Origin of the sequence: Bradyrhizobium sp. 604_D8_N2_3, from assembly GCF_051810765.1 — a bacterium.
In the GTDB taxonomy this organism is placed as follows: Bacteria; Pseudomonadota; Alphaproteobacteria; order Rhizobiales; family Xanthobacteraceae; genus Bradyrhizobium; species Bradyrhizobium barranii.
This window is the reverse complement of the sequence record NZ_JBPWPM010000001.1, coordinates 7,888,479-7,906,434: the sequence shown is the minus strand read 5'-3', so window position 1 is coordinate 7,906,434 and position 17,956 is coordinate 7,888,479. Positions and strand designations below refer to the sequence as shown.

The 17,956-nt window shown below is 65.0% G+C and carries 18 protein-coding genes; 9 read left to right on the top strand and 9 right to left on the bottom strand.

The features are described from left to right. The first annotated feature begins 97 nt into the window (after positions 1 to 97). From AB7245_RS37955 to AB7245_RS37935, 5 genes are all read left to right on the top strand, one after another. Positions 98 to 1,558 (top strand): glycerol-3-phosphate dehydrogenase, encoded by a 1,461-nt coding sequence (locus tag AB7245_RS37955; RefSeq protein ID WP_085400800.1) that lies wholly within the window; start codon positions 98 to 100, stop codon positions 1,556 to 1,558. A gap of 75 nt (positions 1,559 to 1,633) precedes the next feature. Then, positions 1,634 to 2,791, top strand: a complete 1,158-nt coding sequence (locus tag AB7245_RS37950) for an ABC transporter ATP-binding protein (protein ID WP_085400798.1) — start codon at positions 1,634 to 1,636, stop codon at positions 2,789 to 2,791. Further along, a complete protein-coding gene (locus AB7245_RS37945; RefSeq protein ID WP_085400796.1) occupies positions 2,788 to 3,702 on the top strand; it encodes an ABC transporter permease in 915 nt (304 codons plus the stop codon). The genes AB7245_RS37950 and AB7245_RS37945 overlap by 4 nt, the downstream gene beginning before the upstream one ends. Positions 3,703 to 3,706: 4 nt before the next feature. Continuing rightward, positions 3,707 to 4,519: an ABC transporter permease gene (locus AB7245_RS37940; RefSeq protein ID WP_354078664.1), complete on the top strand. Its 813-nt coding sequence runs from the start codon at positions 3,707 to 3,709 to the stop codon at positions 4,517 to 4,519. 13 nt (positions 4,520 to 4,532) lie between these two features. Then, entirely contained in the window at positions 4,533 to 5,030 is a 498-nt protein-coding gene (locus AB7245_RS37935; RefSeq protein WP_085400792.1) for a DUF6622 family protein, read from the top strand. On the opposite strand, the gene AB7245_RS37930 is transcribed toward AB7245_RS37935, so the two are convergent. The 6 genes from AB7245_RS37930 to AB7245_RS37905 all read right to left on the bottom strand — a co-directional run bounded on the left by AB7245_RS37930 (position 5,031) and on the right by AB7245_RS37905 (position 11,551). Beyond that, the gene (locus tag AB7245_RS37930) at positions 5,031 to 5,282 is read right to left on the bottom strand and encodes a hypothetical protein (RefSeq protein WP_245344056.1); all 252 of its coding nucleotides are present in this window, start codon (positions 5,280 to 5,282) and stop codon (positions 5,031 to 5,033) included. 66 nt (positions 5,283 to 5,348) lie between these two features. Beyond that, on the bottom strand, positions 5,349 to 6,023 hold the full coding sequence (locus AB7245_RS37925) for a hypothetical protein (RefSeq protein ID WP_439035545.1): 675 nt from the start codon (positions 6,021 to 6,023) through the stop codon (positions 5,349 to 5,351). Between the two features lie 211 nt (positions 6,024 to 6,234). Beyond that, positions 6,235 to 7,101 carry a carbohydrate ABC transporter permease gene (locus tag AB7245_RS37920; protein WP_028151662.1) on the bottom strand — a complete coding sequence of 289 codons (867 nt, stop codon included), beginning with the start codon at positions 7,099 to 7,101 and terminating at the stop codon, positions 6,235 to 6,237. Beyond that, positions 7,098 to 7,970 carry a carbohydrate ABC transporter permease gene (locus tag AB7245_RS37915; RefSeq protein WP_028151661.1) on the bottom strand — a complete coding sequence of 291 codons (873 nt, stop codon included), beginning with the start codon at positions 7,968 to 7,970 and terminating at the stop codon, positions 7,098 to 7,100. The genes AB7245_RS37920 and AB7245_RS37915 overlap by 4 nt, the downstream gene beginning before the upstream one ends. 97 nt (positions 7,971 to 8,067) lie before the next feature. Beyond that, positions 8,068 to 9,453 carry an ABC transporter substrate-binding protein gene (locus AB7245_RS37910; RefSeq protein ID WP_028151660.1) on the bottom strand — a complete coding sequence of 462 codons (1,386 nt, stop codon included), beginning with the start codon at positions 9,451 to 9,453 and terminating at the stop codon, positions 8,068 to 8,070. Between the two features lie 208 nt (positions 9,454 to 9,661). Beyond that, a complete protein-coding gene (locus AB7245_RS37905) occupies positions 9,662 to 11,551 on the bottom strand; it encodes an AsmA family protein (protein ID WP_085400790.1) in 1,890 nt (629 codons plus the stop codon). Positions 11,552 to 11,822: 271 nt separating this feature from the next. On the opposite strand from AB7245_RS37905, the gene AB7245_RS37900 reads away from it, so the two are divergent. Genes AB7245_RS37900 through AB7245_RS37890 form a run of 3 tightly spaced genes read left to right on the top strand, consistent with a single transcriptional unit; the run spans position 11,823 to position 13,854 of the window. Beyond that, complete coding sequence (locus AB7245_RS37900) at positions 11,823 to 12,530, top strand: CoA transferase subunit A (protein WP_028151658.1); 708 nt, start codon at positions 11,823 to 11,825, stop codon at positions 12,528 to 12,530. A 15-nt stretch (positions 12,531 to 12,545) separates the two neighbouring features. After that, entirely contained in the window at positions 12,546 to 13,196 is a 651-nt protein-coding gene (locus tag AB7245_RS37895) for a 3-oxoacid CoA-transferase subunit B (RefSeq protein ID WP_085400788.1), read from the top strand. A gap of 22 nt (positions 13,197 to 13,218) precedes the next feature. Then, a complete protein-coding gene (locus AB7245_RS37890) occupies positions 13,219 to 13,854 on the top strand; it encodes a GNAT family N-acetyltransferase (protein ID WP_085400787.1) in 636 nt (211 codons plus the stop codon). A 98-nt stretch (positions 13,855 to 13,952) separates the two neighbouring features. Here AB7245_RS37890 and AB7245_RS37885 read toward each other — a convergent pair whose 3' ends face one another. From AB7245_RS37885 to AB7245_RS37875, 3 genes are all read right to left on the bottom strand, one after another. After that, positions 13,953 to 14,831 carry an SUMF1/EgtB/PvdO family nonheme iron enzyme gene (locus AB7245_RS37885; protein ID WP_085400785.1) on the bottom strand — a complete coding sequence of 293 codons (879 nt, stop codon included), beginning with the start codon at positions 14,829 to 14,831 and terminating at the stop codon, positions 13,953 to 13,955. A gap of 52 nt (positions 14,832 to 14,883) precedes the next feature. Beyond that, positions 14,884 to 15,981: a copper-containing nitrite reductase gene (nirK, locus tag AB7245_RS37880; RefSeq protein WP_439035544.1), complete on the bottom strand. Its 1,098-nt coding sequence runs from the start codon at positions 15,979 to 15,981 to the stop codon at positions 14,884 to 14,886. A gap of 237 nt (positions 15,982 to 16,218) precedes the next feature. Beyond that, positions 16,219 to 16,425: a hypothetical protein gene (locus AB7245_RS37875; protein WP_085400783.1), complete on the bottom strand. Its 207-nt coding sequence runs from the start codon at positions 16,423 to 16,425 to the stop codon at positions 16,219 to 16,221. 159 nt (positions 16,426 to 16,584) lie between these two features. Here AB7245_RS37875 and hemN point away from each other — a divergent pair, with 159 nt between their 5' ends. Continuing rightward, complete coding sequence (gene hemN, locus AB7245_RS37870) at positions 16,585 to 17,937, top strand: oxygen-independent coproporphyrinogen III oxidase (RefSeq protein WP_085400782.1); 1,353 nt, start codon at positions 16,585 to 16,587, stop codon at positions 17,935 to 17,937. Positions 17,938 to 17,956: the final 19 nt, after the last annotated feature.

Genomic DNA, 17,956 nt, shown 5'->3' with positions numbered 1-17,956 from the left:
AAACGCGTCAAAACAAGAATCCAAAGCCTCGTTCCGATTTCATCGGAATGGAAATGGCTCTAGTGATGGCGGGCGCTAGCTCCCATTCGACGGCTTCATGGCGGATTACGACCTTGCGATCATCGGCGGCGGCCTGAACGGTGTCAGCCTCGCCCGCGATGCGGCCGGCCGCGGCCTGCGGGTCATTCTGCTGGAGCAGGGCGATCTCGGCGGCGCGGCGTCATCCGCGACGCCGCGGCTGATCCATGGCGATCTGTCGGTGCTGGAACGCCGCGGTTTTTGGCGGGTGCGCCGGGCTTTGGCCGAGCGCCGGACGTGGCTTGCCATCGCGCCGCATCTGGTCCGGCCGATGCGCTTCGTGATCCCGGCCCATTCCGAGGAGCGTCCACCCTGGCTGCTGCGCGCCGGCTTGTACCTCTATGACGGCCTCACCGGTCGGAGCGGCCTGCCTGCCGCGACGACCCTCGACATCACGCATCATCCGGTCGGCAACGCGCTGAAGCGCCCGTTTGGAACGGCTTTCGAATATTCGGACTGCGTCGTCGATGATTCCCGCCTGGTGGTGCTGACGGCGCTGGACGCCGCCGAACGTGGCGCTGCGATCCGGACCGGGGCGCGCTGTGTCCGCGCCGATCGAACCGACACATGGCGCCTCGCGGTGGTCGATCGTGGCCATCGCCGCGTGGTCACGGCCCGGGCGCTGGCCAATGCCACCGGCGGCTGGACGTCGATCGTCGCAGAGACCGTGCTGCGCCAGCCGCAGCCCACCATGGCGGCCATGCAGATGAGCCAGATCATCGTGCCGCGGCTGTTCGAGTCCGACAACGTCTACGTCTTCCAGAACAGCGACGGGCGGCTGATCTTCGCGAGTCCCTTTGAGCGCGATTTTACGCTGATCGGTACGGTCACTCGTGATTTCACCGGTGATCCCGCGATCGTGGCGATGCCTGGGGCTGACGTCAGCTATCTCTGCGAGGCCGCCAGCCGCTATTTCCGCGAGCGCGTCGCGCCCACCGACGTGGTGCGCGCGGTCTCCGGCGTCAACCTGACGCTGGCGTCCGTGCGGCGGCGCGACGGGACGACGCTGTTCCACGCGCGCCGGCGCAAGGCGCCGCTGATCACGATGTTCGGCGGCGACGTCACCACCGCGCGCCTGCGCGCCGAGCGGGCCGTGACGAAGCTGACGCCGTTCTATCCGATGTCGCCGCCCTGGACCGCCGGCGCCGCGCTGCCCGGCGGAGATTTTGCCTGGGATCGTTTCGACACCGAAGTCGACCTCGCCCGCGACCGCTGGCGCTTTCTGTCGGAGACGCAGGCTCAGCGTCTGGTCGCGGCCTATGGCTCGCGCTTGCCGGCCGTGCTCGGCGAGGCGAAGGCCCGCGACGAGCTCGGCCCCGCCTTCGGTCCCGAACTGACCGGCGCCGAAGTGCGCTATCTGATGACCCGGGAATGGGCCCGTTTTCCCGAGGATATCTTGTGGCGGCGTTCCAAGCTCGGCCTGACGATACCCGCGGCGGACAGTGACGCGCTGGCCGCGTTCATGGCGAATGTGATGTGAACGACGCGCCCCGAACCGGTTGAGCTGGGGACGATCGGCCGCTAGCGTGCGGCGGAATCGGGGTTGGCAGGGACCATGACGGACGAATTGCCCAAGATAGACGCCGGCGCGGATGCGCTTCCTGCGGCGGGGCAGCCGCTGCTGCGCATCGAGGGCGTCGCCAAGACGTTCGGGACGTTCCGGGCCGTGGACGGCGTGTCGCTCGACATCAAGGCCGGCGAGTTCTTCGCGCTGCTCGGGCCCAGCGGCTGCGGCAAGACCACGCTGCTGCGCATGCTCGCCGGGTTCGAGGCGCCGGACGAGGGGCGCATCCTGCTCGGCAGCCGGGACATCGCGCAGGCGCTGCCGCATGAGCGGCCGATCAACATGATGTTCCAGAACTACGCGCTGTTTCCGCATCTCTCCGTGCGCGACAACATCGCCTTCGGCCTGAAGCGGGCCGGCATGGCGCGCGCCGACATCGCCACGCGCGTGGCGGAAATGATTGCGCTGGTGAAGCTCGAGGGGCTGGAGAAACGCAGGCCCGACCAGCTCTCCGGCGGTCAGCGTCAGCGCGTGGCGCTGGCGCGTGCATTGGCGCGCCGGCCGCAGCTTCTGCTGCTCGACGAGCCGCTGGCCGCGCTGGACAAGAAGCTGCGCGAGAGCACGCAGGGCGAGCTGATGGAGCTGCAGCGCCGGCTCGGCATGACTTTTATCATCGTCACCCACGATCAGGAGGAAGCCATGACAATGGCGAGCCGGATCGGCGTGATGAGGGCCGGCAAGCTCGCCCAGATCGCGAGCCCCCGCGAGCTCTATGAAGCGCCGCGCTCGCGCTGGATCGCGGAGTTCGTCGGCGACATCAATCTGTTCGACGGCGAGTCCAAATTGCGCGACGGCCATCGTCTGATCATCGGCACGCGCGATGCGGGTGCGCTGGTGGTGGCCGAGCCGCGCGAAGGCGTCGGCGCGGGAAAATTGTCGGTCGCGATCCGCCCCGAGAAGGTCAAGCTCTCGCGCCGCGGGCCGGTGAGCGAGGCTGGTCGTGAGACGGCGATCAACAGCCTGGACGGCGTGGTCGCCGACATCTGCTATCTCGGCGGCACCACCACCTACAAGGTGAAGCTCGATGCCGGCGGAATCGTGCAGGCGTCGGTCCCCAACAGCGCGCGCCTCGACGTCGACGCCTACAGCCTGAACCAGCGTGTCGTCGCCTGGTTCACGCCCGACGACTGCGTGGTGCTGCAATCATGAGCTCGCGCCGCATCTTCGCAAGACCCGCGCGCTTTGCCGCGATCGCGCCCTACGTCTGGATGCTGCTGTTCTTCCTGGTGCCGTTCGGCTTCGTGCTCAAGATCAGCCTGTCGCAGACGGCGATCGCGCAGCCGCCCTACGAGCCGGTGTTCGACCTGATGGCGGGATGGGAGGCGCTCAAGGCAGCGTTCGCTGCGCTGTCGATCGACAATTTCAAGCTGCTCGCCTCAGACGACATCTACGTGTTCGCCTATGTGCGCAGCCTCACCGTCGCCGTCACCGCGACTGCGCTGTTGCTCGTGATCGGCTATCCCATCGCCTACGGCATGGCGCGGTTGCCGAAGCGCTGGCAAGCGGTGGCGATGGTGCTGGTGATCGTGCCGTTCTGGACCTCGTTCCTGATCCGCATCTATGCCTGGATCAACATCCTCCAGCATGACGGCCTGCTGAACCAGATCCTGCTCGCGCTGCATCTGGTCAGCCAGCCGGTGGTGTGGCTCTCGACCGACACCGCGATGTATATCGGCATTGTCTATTCCTATCTGCCGTTCATGATCCTGCCGCTCTACGCCACGCTCGCGAAAATGGAGCCGGTGCTGGAGGAGGCGGCCTCTGATCTCGGCGCGCCGCCCTGGCAGGTGTTCTGGCTCATCACCTTTCCGCTGTCGCTGCCCGGCGTCGGCGCGGGCGTGCTGCTGTGCTTCATCCCCATCGTGGGCGAGTTCGTGATCCCGGACCTTCTGGCCGGCTCCAATTCGCTGATGATCGGCCAGACCCTGTGGCTCGAATTCTTCACCAACAAGGACTGGCCGGTGGCCTCCGCTGCGGCGATCGTGCTGCTGGTGGTGCTGCTGGTGCCGCTGCTGCTGTACGAGCGGCTGCAGAAGCGGCAGCTGGAACAGGGGCGCTGAAGCGATGCGCGAGGTCTCCCGCCTGTCCCGCTTCAACATCGCCTCGCTCGCATTGGGCCTGGCATTCCTCTATCTGCCGATCCTCATCCTCGTCATCTACTCCTTCAATGCCTCGCGGCTGGTGACGGTGTGGGGCGGCTGGTCGCTGCGCTGGTACCACGAGTTCTTCAATGACCGCGCCATGATCGAGGCGGCCTGGATGAGCCTGCGGGTCGCGGTCTCCTCAGCGACCATCGCCACGCTGCTCGGCACGCTCGCAGCCGTTGCGCTGTCGCGCGGCGAGCGCTTTCGCGGCCGCACGCTGTTCTCGGGCATGCTCTACGCGCCGCTGGTGATGCCGGAGGTGATCACCGGATTGTCGCTGCTGCTGCTGTTCGTCGCGCTCAACGCCGAGCGCGGCTTCTGGACGGTGACGATCGCCCACACCACGCTGACGATGTGCTTCGTCGCGGTGGTCGTGCAGTCCCGCCTCGGCTCGCTCGACCGTTCGCTGGAGGAGGCGGCGATGGATCTCGGCTGCAACCCGGCTCGCGCCTTCGTCGCCGTGACGCTGCCGCTGATCGCGCCCGCGATCGTGGCGGGCTGGATGCTGGCCTTCACGCTGTCGCTCGACGATCTCGTGATCGCGAGTTTCACCACCGGCCCCGGCTCGGCGACGCTGCCGATCCGGATCTACTCGGAGGTGCGGCTCGGCGTGAAGCCCGAGATCAACGCGATCTGCACGCTGGTGATCGCCCTGATCGCGGTGGTTATCGTCATCGCCTCGCTTGCCTCGAAACTCTCGAACTCGCAGGGCGAGAGCGCGGCGCCGCTGTAGGCGAGGAGCAATCATGACATTCGCCTACCAGATCCTGATCCACACGCCGGTCTGGGTCTGGATGCTGCTCGCTTTTCTGGTGTGGCAGGGCGTTCAGGCGATGCAGCCGCGCACGACGCCGATCTGGCGCGCGCTGATCGTGCCGGTCGTGTTCATCGTCTGGGGGATTTCGCGGCTCGGCTTCGGCCACCAAGACAGCGTTTGGCCGCTGGTCGCATGGATCGCGGCCGCGCTGGTGCTGCTGCCGCTTGGCGTGCTGACGCCGCGCCCGTTCGACGTCGATCACATGACCGGGCAGATCATCCGTCCGGGCAGCCCATTTGGTCTGGTCCGCAACCTGATTGTCTTCGCCTCGCAATATGCGGTCGGCGTGATCTCGGCGATCGATGCGGGCGATCGCGCGCTGGCGATCGTCGCCGGCCGCGCCATCTCGGGCGCGACCGCCGGCTACTTCATCGGCTCGACGATCGCCCTGCTGGTCACGTATCGACGCAAGAGCGCGGAGAGATGATCAGCGTGACCGGGTTGCGCGTTTCGCGGCCTTGGTGCCCGTAGAACGCGACCGCGTCGCGGAGGCCGAGATGGGCCCCACGTATCGCGCGCGCACCGCGCCCTGCATCGCGGCACCGAGCTGCCGCAGCGCGAGGCTGTCGAGCGGAAACTCGAGCAGGATGTGGATCAGGCTCAGCGCCAGCAGGAAGGTGAAGCCGAAAGCGTAGTCGTAGAAGTACAGCGCGGTGGAGGCGGCGCTTGCGGCGGCCATCGCCGCCAGCCGCCGTTTGGGCACCTCAGTCCAGCGGATGACGTCGGCTTTGATGAACCAGTTGAGCTAGTGGTAGGTATAGACGAAAGCGAGCAGGCTCGTCAGCCGGGTGTCGAGGACGAGGCCGGGGACTCCGAACAGCCGGCCCAGCGCTGGACCGACATTGCCGAAATAGTCCTGTCCGACCCGGGCAAAGCTCGAGATCCGGATTTCGGCCGTTGGCGGCAGCAACAGGATCGTGGCGACCGCAAGCACATAGACGGCCACCAGCGCAGCCTGCACGCGGCTGCCCGACCGGTGCGCGCCGAGCACCATGAAGACCAGCGTGAACAGCGAGACGTGGATCAGGGTCGGAATCAGGATGCCGATGACCGCAAGCGACGATCCGCTCGAATACATGATCGCGGACAGGACGATCGCCACCATGAACAGCAGCATGCTCTCGATCGCGGAGGTCGTGGCTGCCAGCATGGCGCAGACGACCAGCGCGCCCCACTTCGCAAGGCCGAACCATGAGGCGTTGTCGATCAGCGCCGCGACCACGGCGATGATCGCGAGGACCGCCGCGATCCCGCGGTGGGGCAGATAATAGCTGCGATCGTGCAGCCACGAGATCTCGGTGAAGTAGTGCGCCGGGCCAAGCACGACATAGGCCAGCAGCAGTAGCTCGAACGGCACCAGATAGGACGCCGCGAACGCCAGCAGCATCAGGCCGAGATGGATCGCGTCGTTGCCGCGCATGGTGACGTGCCCCGTGACAGGGCTGCGAGGTTAGAGCAGGCGTGGACAACCCGCAATTGTCCACGTCGTCGCTCGAACGCCCTGCTTGCGGCGACGCGATGCGTCCGGGAGCGATTTCGAGCGAAGTGGATACCGGTTCGCGTAAGGAAAACGCGTCAAAACAAGAATCGAGAGCCCCGTTCCGATTCCATCGGAACGAGGCTCTCGATTGTCAGGACTTCACTGCGCCTGCCGTGAGCCCGCCCACCATGTAGCGGCGGAAGGCGTAGTAGACCGCGGCCGGCGGCAGCGCGTAAATGAAGCCGGTGGTCATCAACAGCTCCCAGGGCGAATCGTCGGCAGCGAGGAAGTTGCCGAGCGCGACGGGGAGGGTGATCTCGCGGTCGTTGGACAGAAGCAGGAACGCGTAGAGATATTCGTTCCAGGCGAGCAGCACCGCATAGGTGCCGATCGCGACCAGCGAGGGCATCATCAGCGGCAGGTAGACCAGGCGGAAGATCTGGAGCGTCGTGGCGCCGTCCATCACCGCGGCTTCATCCAGCTCGACAGGCAGCTTGTCGGAGGCCTGCTTGAGCACCCAGATCGCGTAGGGGCTGGCAATCGTCACCATGGCCAGGATCAGCGACCAGTGATTGTTGAGCAGGCCGTAATTGCCCATGGTGCGGTACATCGGCACGGCGAGGAACGCCGCGGGGATGAAATAGGTGAAGAGCGCGAGGTTCAACACGGTGCGGCCGCCCGGCACCTTCAATCGCGAGATCGCGAACGCCGCGGCGGTGGCGATGAACAGCGTCAGCACGCCGACGGAGACTGCGATCACCGTCGAGTTCCAGAACTGGATGTAGAAGTCGCGCAGGAAGTAGTGCTGTTGCTTGAACACGATCTCGAAGTTGTGGAGCGTCGGATGATCCGGCCACAGCTTGCCCGAGAACGCGTCCTCCTTCGGGGAGATCGCGAACAGGAACATGTGGTAGATCGGAATCATCGTCCACAGGAAGACAGGAATACCGATCAGCAGCAGCCGCGCTTCGATCGCGACGTCGCGCCAGGAAAATTCGCTTACGCCGGGAAGCTTCATCGCGACAACCGTTTCATCATAAAGTACACGAGCGGCAGGACGAACGGCATCGCGCAGACGATGGAGGCCATCGCGAGCGAGAGCTGGTCGAGCCGGAGATAGCGGATACCGAGCGTCGCCAGCACGTGCGTGAGGTCAGCCGGGCCACCGCCGGTGAGCAGATAGACGCTGTTGAAATCGCCGAGCGTCCAGATCATCGAGAGCAGTGTGCAGGTGATGTAGAGCGTCTGCATCGACGGCCAGGTGATGTAGCGGAATTTCTGCCACCAGCTCGCACCATCGACCTCGGCGGCCTCGAACAGATCGTGCGCGATCGCAAGGCGTCCGGTGATCAGGATCAGCGTCCAGAACGGCAGTGATTTCCAGATGTGCACGCCGATCGCCATGCTCAGCGCCACGGCGGGGTCGTTCAGCCAGTTCGGGCCGTCATCGCCGGTGAGGGAGAAGATGAGGTGGTTGACCACGCCCCATTCGGGATTGAACATGAAGCGCACCGACAGGATGGTCGGGATCGACGGCACCGCCCAGGGCAGGATGAAGATCACCGAGAGCCATTTGATCCAGGTGCGCTGCTGCGCGAAGAAGCCGGACAGGAACAACGCGATCAGCATCTTGATGTTGATGCCGATGACCAGGAAGATGAGCGTGTTGACCGCGGCGCGCGCGAAGATCGGATCGTGAAACAGCGCGACATAATTCGACGGGGCCCGCGCCAGCCACAGCCCGTAGCAGACGGGATATACGACGAAGGCGAGGAAGACGAGCAGATAGGGCGCGAGCAGCACGATGCCCCAGACCTGCGCCGGGGTCAGCCGCGACGACAAGGGCGGAGCGGGCATCGACTGATCGCCAGAGAGCGTAATCGCCATTCTTCAGGACTCTTTGAAAGGACTTCCGGCCGCACGAGGCGGCCGGTATTAGCGTTTCGCCTCTCCCCGCGCCAGCGGGGAGAGGAAGAAAGAAGATTTAGCCTGCAACCTGCTTGATGCGGACGATCAGCTCGTCGACGGCCTTGTCGACCGGGACCTTTTCGCTGACGACCCGGTTCATCGCCTTGGCCCAGACGTTCTCGTTGTTGAGGATCGTGAACTTCCAGTTCTTGGTGAAGTCGAACGCGGCGGTGCCGCCGGTGAACTGGGCGTAGACCGCCTTGCGGTGCTTGTCGGCCTGCCAGAACGGGCTGGCCTGGCTTTCTTTGGTCACCGGGAACCAGCGGCCGAGCGCGCCCTCGATATAGGGGCGAACATTTTCTTCCTGGAGCAGGAAGCTGATGAACTGCTTGGCCTCGGCCTTGTTCTTGGCCGCGGTGAACACCAGCCCGGTCTTGACGTCGGAGCGGTAGCGGATGGTCGAACCGTCGGGCGCCTTCGGGAAGGACGCCGTGACGATGTCCTGCTCATAGGCCTTCTTGCCGGCGTCGCGCTGCTCCTGCGTGAGAGCCTGGTTCTGCGAGTCCTCGAACCACTTCGCCGCGATCGAGATCGTGAAGTTGTGGGTCATCACGATGGTCTTGTTGTGGAAGGCGACGTTGTTGTCGGGGTCCTTCCAGGTTGTGGAAGAGGGCGGCGTGCAGCCCTTGATATAGGTGTCGGTGTAATCCTTCAGCGCGCTGATCAGATTCTCGCGCACCTTGGGATCGTCGACCAGGAGCTTGCCGTCGTCGTCGACCAGCTTGACGTGGTAGGCGTCCATGAAGGTGTAGAACGACTGGAAGGCGTCGGTGGATTCCACGCCCATCGGCTGGCCGACGCCGTAGATGCGCTGGCCGGTGGCTTTACGGATACCCGGCTGCACCTTGTCGCACCAGAACGTCCAGTAGCCCGCCCAGTCGGTCGGGATGTCGCTCAGCTTGAAGCCGGCCTTCTCCAGCATGTCGTTCCAGATCTCGACATGCATGCTCTGCTGCTTCAGCGGGAAGCCGTAATAGGCCTTCTTCTTGGTGACGTCGTTATAGAGGATCGACGCGTCCAGCGTGTTCTGCACGAACCGGCCCTTGATCGGCTCCATGACGTCCGTGAGGTCCTCGAGCTTGCCCTCATAGGCCCACTTGCCCTGCGCCTGCACGTCGTAGGAATCGGAATAGGCGACATCGGGCACGGTGCCGGCATCGAGCGCGGCGACCGTCTTCGGAATCATGTCCTGGATCGCGTACTGCGACAATTCGACCTTGATGCCGGTCTTGGCTTCGAACTTCTTGATCGTCTCGATCAGCGCGTCGTCTTCGGACCGATAGAAGCCCTTGCCCCACCAGACCGTGATCGTTTTCTGCTGCGCAAAGGCGGGTGCAGTGGCCGCAAAAAGCCCAACCGCAGCGACCGCCAATGAAACTGCGCCAATAACCTTGGATCTCACGTTTTTCTCCCTCAAACGGCCGGTGTTTTTAACCGGTCGTATAAAACACTAGCGCATGGCCGTCAGCCGATCTAGCGGCATCTTGTCAGACATAGGTCGTGGGGTGTCGGGCCAGCGGAGATGCTTAATCCGCGCATCGATCCAATCGCCGCATCAATTCGGCCGGATCAATTCGCGATGGTCCGGCAGCGCCGGACGATCGCCGTCCTCAGTTGGACTTCGCGTTGCCCTTGGCGTTCTCGGCCGTCGGCGAATCTGTCGGTGCAGGGTGCTTCTCGCCGGTGATGCGCCGCTTCAGGAGGTCCAGGAAGGGGGACGCCGCAGGCGACTGGCGGATCAGGCTTTCGGGGTCGGGGAAGATCAGGGGATCGTCCCAGGGACCCTGCACCATGAAGGGCAATTGAAAGCCGGACGTCGTGTTGAGGCTCGCCACGCCCTTCATGTCGTATTCGCGCGTCGGCACCGAGGCAGTGCCCGTCAGCGTGATCTTCGCAGCCGGCCCCTCGATGCGGATGTCCTCGGCAGTGGCGATCCCATCGGAGAACTTCACCGCGACGGTGAGAGTGTCATAAGGGGTCGAGCCGTTGCGGAAATTGCCGCCACCCGACAGCGGCCGCCGCTCCAGCCGCTTCAGGAGCTGCTCGGCGTTGAAGCCCGAGATCGCACCGTCGTGCCCGGTCACGGTGGCAGTGCCGTCGAGCGACTGCACGAGGCCGAACGGGCTGGAGCCGGAGGCCAGCAGCGAGACGTTGATGTTGCCGCGGCCGGACAGCTTGTTGAGGCCGAACAATTCGGAGGCGCAGGCCTGGAGATCGACATCGGTGAACTGGAATTGCGCCTTGACGTCGGCGACGGTGTCGGAGCGCGCGATCCCGAACGAGCCCTTGGCGATGCCGCCATAGACCTGGGCTTCGCCGACCGAGAGCGCCAGCGTGCCGTTGCGCAGATTGGCGCCGATCGCGGTGCGGCCGAGCTTCGACGACCCGACTGTCAGCCTGGCTGCCGACAGGCGCATGTCGAGGTCGGTGGTCGAAAGCCCGTTGAGATCGAACAGCTGCCTGTTCCAGTCGCGGGCGCCGCTGGCGAGCAGGCGGAAGGTCGAGATATAAGGTGTGAAGTCGAGCGCGTCGGCGGCAAGCGTCGCTTGCAGCGTCTGCCGGCCGTTATTGGCGTAGGTCATCACGCCCTCGGCGGTGTTGCCGTCGAGCTCGACATTGACGTTGGTGAGCGCGATCGAGGCGCCGACGACATTGGCGCGCGCCTTCAGCGCGAAGCGGCCGAAGCCGCCGCTGCCGGGCTGCGGCTGACCGGTCCAGCGCAGCGCATTGCGCAAGGACGGGCTGTCGATGGTGAGCGTGCCTTCCATCATCGGGCTGGTGCGGTTGGCGACGCTGCCGTCGAAGGCGAGCTTGAGCGGGGCGCTGGCGATCCGCGCCTTCAGCCCGGAGCGGTCGCCGGAGAGGGCGGCGACGAAATCGGCGAAGCTGATCGAGCCGTCGACGCGCTCGCCGCGCCAGTCGAATTGTCCGGTCGCGGCGAAGGACCGCGAGATCGAGGGCCAGGCCAGCGACAGGTCGATGTCCTCGAACTTCTCGGCGGCGTGGGTGGTGGCGTCCTCGTAATTGAGCACACCGTCCTGGATCCTGATCTCGGAGAACGACACCTGGTTCTCGGCGCCCGGCTTCATGGTGCGCGCAATGGTCTGGATGAAGGGCGTCCAGTTGCTTTCGCCATCCTGCTTCAGGCTGACATGGATGCGCGGCCGCAGCAGGGTCAGGTCGGCGATCTCGAACCGCTGCAGCAGCAGCGGCAGCAGCCGGAGATTGGCGGTGAGCACGTCGACATGGAGCGCGGGATCGCTGGTGCCGCCGCCCTTCAGGCCGACGTCATGGAAGGAAATGTAGCTCGCCGGCAGCAGCGAAATGTCGATGCTGCCTGCCACGCTGAGCTCGAGCCCGGTGACGTCGCGGATCTGCGTTTCCACCGCCTTGCGCAGCGCGTCGCGGTTGATGAGCCAGGAGGTCGCGATCAGGGCGATCAGCGCGAGGCCGAGCAGCGCCGCGATCGGCGTCCCGAGGCGCTTCATTCCTTGGGCCATGGTCAATGGCATGTCCTGATCGGGTTGGTCGCGGGAGCCAGAAGGGCGGACCGGAAACCTGCGTGCCCACGCCCAACCCCCGCAACTTGATGGGTTTTCTTGTCGCTTTCAAGGCCGCGGACGGGTCTGCCCACGGCGTGGGCAGCTTCTATCACCGGAGGACGGAACGGAGAACCCCGTATCATTGACGGCTTTGGACGATTTCGCCTAATAATCGCCGCCAATGAGGCGCGACGCCTGCCAGCCGAAGGTTCACCCGAAGGTTATTTGCATGAACAAGGTCTATCCCGACGCCAAGTCGGCTCTCGAAGGCGTTCTGAAAGACAACATGATGATCATGTCGGGCGGCTTCGGCCTCTGCGGCATCGCCGAGGAGCTGTCGGACGCAATCCGCGAGTCCGGCGTCAAGGGCCTGACGGTCGTCTCCAACAATGCCGGCGTCGACGGTATCGGCCTCAGCCGCCTGCTCGAAACCCGCCAGATCAAGAAGATGATCTCGTCCTATGTCGGCGAGAACAAGCTGTTCGCCCAGCAATTCCTGGCCGGCGAGCTGGAACTCGAATTCAATCCGCAGGGCACGCTGGCCGAGCGCATCCGCGCCGGCGGCGCCGGTATCCCGGCCTTCTACACCAAGACCGGCGTCGGCACGCTGATCGCCGAAGGCAAGGAAGTGAAGGAGTTCGACGGCGAGAAGTACCTGATGGAGCGCGGCCTGTTCGCCGACCTCGCCATCGTGCACGCCTGGAAGGGCGACACCGCCGGCAACCTCATCTACCGCAAGACCGCGCGTAACTTTAATCCGATGATGGCGACCGCCGCCAAGATCACGGTCGCCGAGGTCGAGCATCTGGTTCCGGCCGGTGAACTCAATCCCGACCACATCCACACGCCCGGCATCTTCGTGAAGCGCATCGTCGAGGTCGGCACGGCCAAGAAGCGCATCGAATTCCGCAACACCCGCCCGCGCACGGCAGCTTGAGATCAGGAGACTAAGATGGCCTGGACCCGTGAACAGATGGCTGCGCGCGCCGCCAAGGAACTGCGCGACGGCTACTACGTCAATCTCGGCATCGGCATCCCGACGCTGGTCTCGAACTTCATCCCCGTTGGCGTCGATGTCAGCCTCCAGAGCGAGAACGGCATGCTCGGCATGGGCCCGTTCCCCTATGAGGACGAGGTGGATGCCGACCTCATCAATGCCGGCAAGCAGACCGTGAGCGAGCTGCCGTCGACCTCGTATTTCTCGAGCGCGGATTCGTTCGGGATGATCCGCGGCGGCCACATGGACCTGTCGATCCTCGGCGCCATGCAGGTGGCCCAGAACGGCGATCTCGCCAATTGGATGATCCCCGGCAAGATGGTCAAGGGCATGGGCGGCGCGATGGATCTCGTCGCCGGCGTCAAGCGCGTCGTCGTCGTGATGGAGCATTCGGCCAAGGACGGCTCGAAGCTGCTGAAGAAGTGCAATCTGCCGCTGACCGGCGAGCGCGTGGTCGACATGGTCGTCACCGATCTCGCCGTCTTCACCATCGACAAGCATGGCGACGGCGGCATGGCGCTGATCGAGCTCGCCGACGGCGTCTCGCTCGACGAGGTCAAGGCCAAGACCGAGGCCGAATTCCGCGTCGCGCTGAAGAACACGTAAGGTCGTCGCAACGGGGGCGCGCATGACGATACGGTCTGCGCGTCCCGAAGACGCCGATTTCATCGCACAAACCATCCTGTCGTCGCAGCGCGGCTATCGGCCGCGCGGTTGGTTCGACGTCACGCTCGGCTGGCCCCAGGCACAGTGCCGCGATTTCATCGCGCGCATCACGACCGCACACGCGGTGTCGATGTGGCATGTCTCGCAATTCCTGATCGCCGAGATCGATGGCAAGCCTGCTGCCGCGTTGTGCGCACTGCCGGCGGCCGGCACGGGACCTGCGGCCTGGCGAGCCATCGAGGAGGTCGGTGCCGCGACCGGGCTGGCCGCGCCGGAGCTGGAAGCCATCCGCCGACGCGGCACCTACACGCGCGCCTGCTGGGTTCAGGGTGGCGAGGGCGACTGGATGATCGAGCACGTCGCGACCGATCCCGCCTATGGCGGTCGCGGCCTCGTGCAGGCGTTGCTTGCGCACGCACTGGATAAGGGACGAGCGGCCGGATTTGCCCGCGCGACGATATCGTTCCTGATCGGCAATCAGCCGGCCGAACGCGCCTACGCCAAGGCAGGATTTGTCTTCGCCGAAGAGAAGCGCGATCCCGCGTTCGAGGCGATCATCGGCGCGCCCGGATTTCGCATGTTCGCGCGAACGATGTGATGCGCCGTAGCCCGGATGGAGCGTAGCGAAATCCGGGGTGCTCGTGGATGGTCCGATCCCGGATTGCGCTGCGCTCCATCCGGGCTACTCGGCGATACCTACGACCTTGCCGCCCACACCTTGCCCCACCGCGCCGACACGCTTGCGACCCATGACGGCTCCTCGCGCACCAGGCGGAAACCGAGATTGGCGGGCGGCACGCCCTGTGCGCAGCCACCGGCGCGGGCGTCGCGGATGAAGTCGGTGACGTAGGCGCGGTGCGCACCCTCGGCGACGCGCACGCCGCAATTCACGGTGGGGCGGCCGGCATTGCCGGCTGCGTCGATCCGCGAGCGCACGAAGCAGGTCGAGGTCCATTCCCAGACATTGCCGGCGAGATCTTCGATACCGTGCTCGTTGGTGCCGAACTTGCCGAACGGATAGGCCGTCGTGTCGGAGAGGTCGCGCTCGGATTCACGCTCGTAACGGCTGATCCAGCGCTTTGAAGGATCGTCTGCGTCCACAGGCGCGCCGTCGTCCCTGAACCGGGAGCCGGCCGCAAAGGCCCATTCCGCGTCGCTCGGCAGGCGATAGGTGTGGCCGGTCTTGCGCGACAGCCAGCCCGCATAGGCCTGCGCATCGTGCCAGCTCACCTGGACCGCGGGACGATCGGACGCAATCGCGACGCCGCGATCGAGCGCGCGGCACGCGCTATCCTGCACGCAAAGCTGATAGTCGGATGACGAGACCTGGTGCCGCATGATCTGCAGCGGCCGGTTGAAGCGCATCGCGCGCAGCGGCACTTCGGCCTGCAGCCCCGCGCGGGTGAAATCGCCGGCCTCGCGATAGGAGAGATTGCCCGGCGCGACCCTGACGATGGCAGGCTCCGTCGCCGCGCGATGGACCGCCATGTCCGAGACCAGCGGCGCCACCGCGATCGGCCCTGCGAGCCCTGCGGCGCAGGCGAGCAGCAGTTTCAGCTTGAATGCGATCAGCATGGTCGTCCCCCGAAGAAGGAAGGGGCCGGCGATGACCGGCCCCCTGTCGCGTCTAATTGGTGTTGGGAGCCGGTATCTCCGCGGGCGCCTTCACCTGGGTCATCAGATCGTCGTTCCACTTGCCTTCGACCTTGAAGTGCGCGGTGGCGCCGAGGTCGGCTGCCTCGATCAGATTATGCGTGACATAGGCGTAGATGCCGGGCTGCAGGAACTTGTAGAGCGCAGCGCCCGCCGAGCCGCCGCGGATGAACCAGGTCTCGAGCCCGGTCTCCGGCGCGTTGGAGAATTTTCCGGTCTCCCAGACATAGTCGCCATGGCCACCGATCAGGTGCGGACGGCTGTCGCGATTGGCCTGCGAATGCACGATCAGCACGTTCTCGCCGACCTTGGCCGTCAGCGCGTTCTTGCCGGTGAGCGCACCGACCTTGCCGTTGAACACGACGTGGGAGGGTATCAGCTTCTTCATCACCTCTTCGGTCTCGGTGAAGGCTTCGCCCGGCGAATCATAGGACTTGAAGTTGCCCTTCTCGTCGCGCGGCACATACATGTCCTGCTCGCCGACATAGTAGACCTTGTCGTATTTCAGCGCGTGGCCCTTGCCGTCATTCAGACCGTCGCGCGGCAGCACCAACACCGCGCCGTTCATGCCGGAGACGACATGCCAGGGGATCATCGGGCCGCCCGGGGCGCAGTGATAGACGAACACGCCGGTCCGCGTTGCCTTCCAGCGCAGCACGACCTGCTCGCCGGGATTGACCAGCGTGAGCTCAGCGCCGCCGAGGGCGCCGGTCGCGGAGTGGAAGTCGATGTTGTGCGGCATGGTGTTGGTCGCGGGATTGACCAGCGTCACCTCGACGTAGTCGCCTTCATGCACGACCATCAGCGGGCCCGGCATCGAGCCGTTGAAGGTCATGGCCTGGAACGTGGTGCCCTTGTCGTCGATGACGACCTTCTTCTCCTCGATGTTGAGCTTGAACTCGACGATCTTGGGCCCCTGCGTCGTCGCTTGCTCGTGCGCGTGCACGAAGGGCGGGGCGACCAGCTCGACCTTCTGTCGCGGCAGCTTGAGGTCGCCGGCGGCGAACGTGGGTGTCGCGAGCATCAGGGCGGTCGCGGCGGCGCTGATCAATGCGGCTCTGCGGGTGAACATCGGAAGCATCCTTCATCTGAAAGGGTTTTGATGACGGATGCAGTCTGCGCCTGTTACGGCAAGAGTGTTTGCGCTGCGACAAGCTTTTGCCGAATTCGCCTCCGGTAAAATCCTTAAGAGGTTTGCCGAAGCGCGTATCGGCCGTGCGAAGCGCACGACGTCGCGCGGCGCCAGTTGCGCCAGCGGCAAATCGTTCGCATGTTCAACGACGCTCGACTGTGAATGTTTGGTTATCGATCAGAGAAGCTGAATCGCAATCCAGACCGTGCCCCAGACCGCGAGCGACAGCGCAGCAAAGATGGCGGCCGTGATCGCCAGCACCCGCACGAGATAACCTGCGCCGACGGAGGGTGCCGCGGGGACGGGACGAAAATCGTCGAAGCGCGGGATATGACCGCGAACGCCGGTGAGCCAGAGAACGAGATCGAGCGCGAGCGACGCCATGGCCTATCTCCAGTGAGTCATGATTGAACGTGATCTTGGCTCCGATCCGGCGCTCGGACTTTGAGCGAGCGCAAGGTGGTTCGCCCGAAAACGGGTCATCCAATGCCATCCGGGATTTGCCGCGCCACCGCGCGGCATCGATTTACGAATGGGTAAGATATGAGGACCGATCTCGCAGCGAGCTACGGCGAAGAGAGATTGCCGCGGTACACGAGCTATCCGACCGCGCCGCATTTTTCGCCGGCGGTCGGCCCGGATACTTATGCCGAATGGCTCGCCGGGCTCCCGGCAGGCGCCAGCGCGTCACTCTATCTGCACGTGCCGTTCTGCCGCGAGATGTGCTGGTATTGCGGCTGCCATACCCAGATCGTTCGCCGCGACGGGCTGATCGCATCCTATCAGCGGACGCTGCGCAGCGAGATCGCGCAGGTGTCTGAGACCATCGGCCGCCGCATCAAGGTCGAGCACATCCATTTCGGCGGCGGCACGCCGACCATCATGGCGCCGGAGGCTTTTGCCGAGTTGATGGCGGCGATGCGCCATTCGTTCTTCGTGCTGCCCTCGGCCGAGATAGCGGTCGAGATCGATCCCCGCACATTGACTGCCGAGATGGTGGAGGCCATGCGGCTCTCCGGCGTCAACCGCGCCAGCCTGGGCGTGCAGAGCTTCGATCCGGTCGTGCAGCGCGCGATCAATCGCGTGCAGAGCTATGAGCAGACGGCCTCCGTCGTCGATAGGCTGCATCGCGCCGGCATCAACGGGATCAACTTCGACCTCATCTATGGGCTGCCGCACCAGACCGTCGCGTCCTGCCTGGACACTGTTCGGCGCAGCCTCGAGCTCGGGCCCGATCGTTTCTCGGTGTTCGGCTATGCGCACGTGCCTGACTTCAAGAAGCACCAGCGCATGATCAACGAGGCCGTGCTGCCCGACGGCCTCGCGCGTCATGACCAGGCCTGCGCGATCGCCAATGCGTTGAAGGAGGCCGGCTACGTCCAGATCGGGCTCGACCATTTCGCGCGCCCCGACGACGCGATGGCCGTGGCCTTCGAGGAACGGACGCTGCGGCGCAATTTCCAAGGCTACACCACCGACAAGGGCGAAGTCCTGCTTGGTTTCGGCGCGAGCGCGATCGGGCATCTGCCGCAGGGCTATGTGCAGAACCAGGTGCAGATCGGCGCCTACGCCCAGAGCGTCGCCGCCGGCCGCCTCGCCACCGCGAAGGGCTACGGGCTCACCGACGACGACCGGCTCCGCGCCGACATCATCGAACGCATCATGTGCGAGTTCAGCGCCGATCTCGGCGACATCTGTGCGCGCCATGGTGCGGAACCCGAAGCGATGCTGAAGTCGGCCGCGCGCCTGAAGCCGTTGATCTCGGACGGCATCGTCAGGCTCGACGGCGACCGTCTCGCGGTCGCAAGCGACTCGCGCTTTCTGGTCCGCAGCGTCGCCGCGGCGTTCGATGCTCATCTGGACCCGGCGAAGCAGTTGCACAGCAGGGCGGTGTAATTCACCTCGCGCCGCCTAC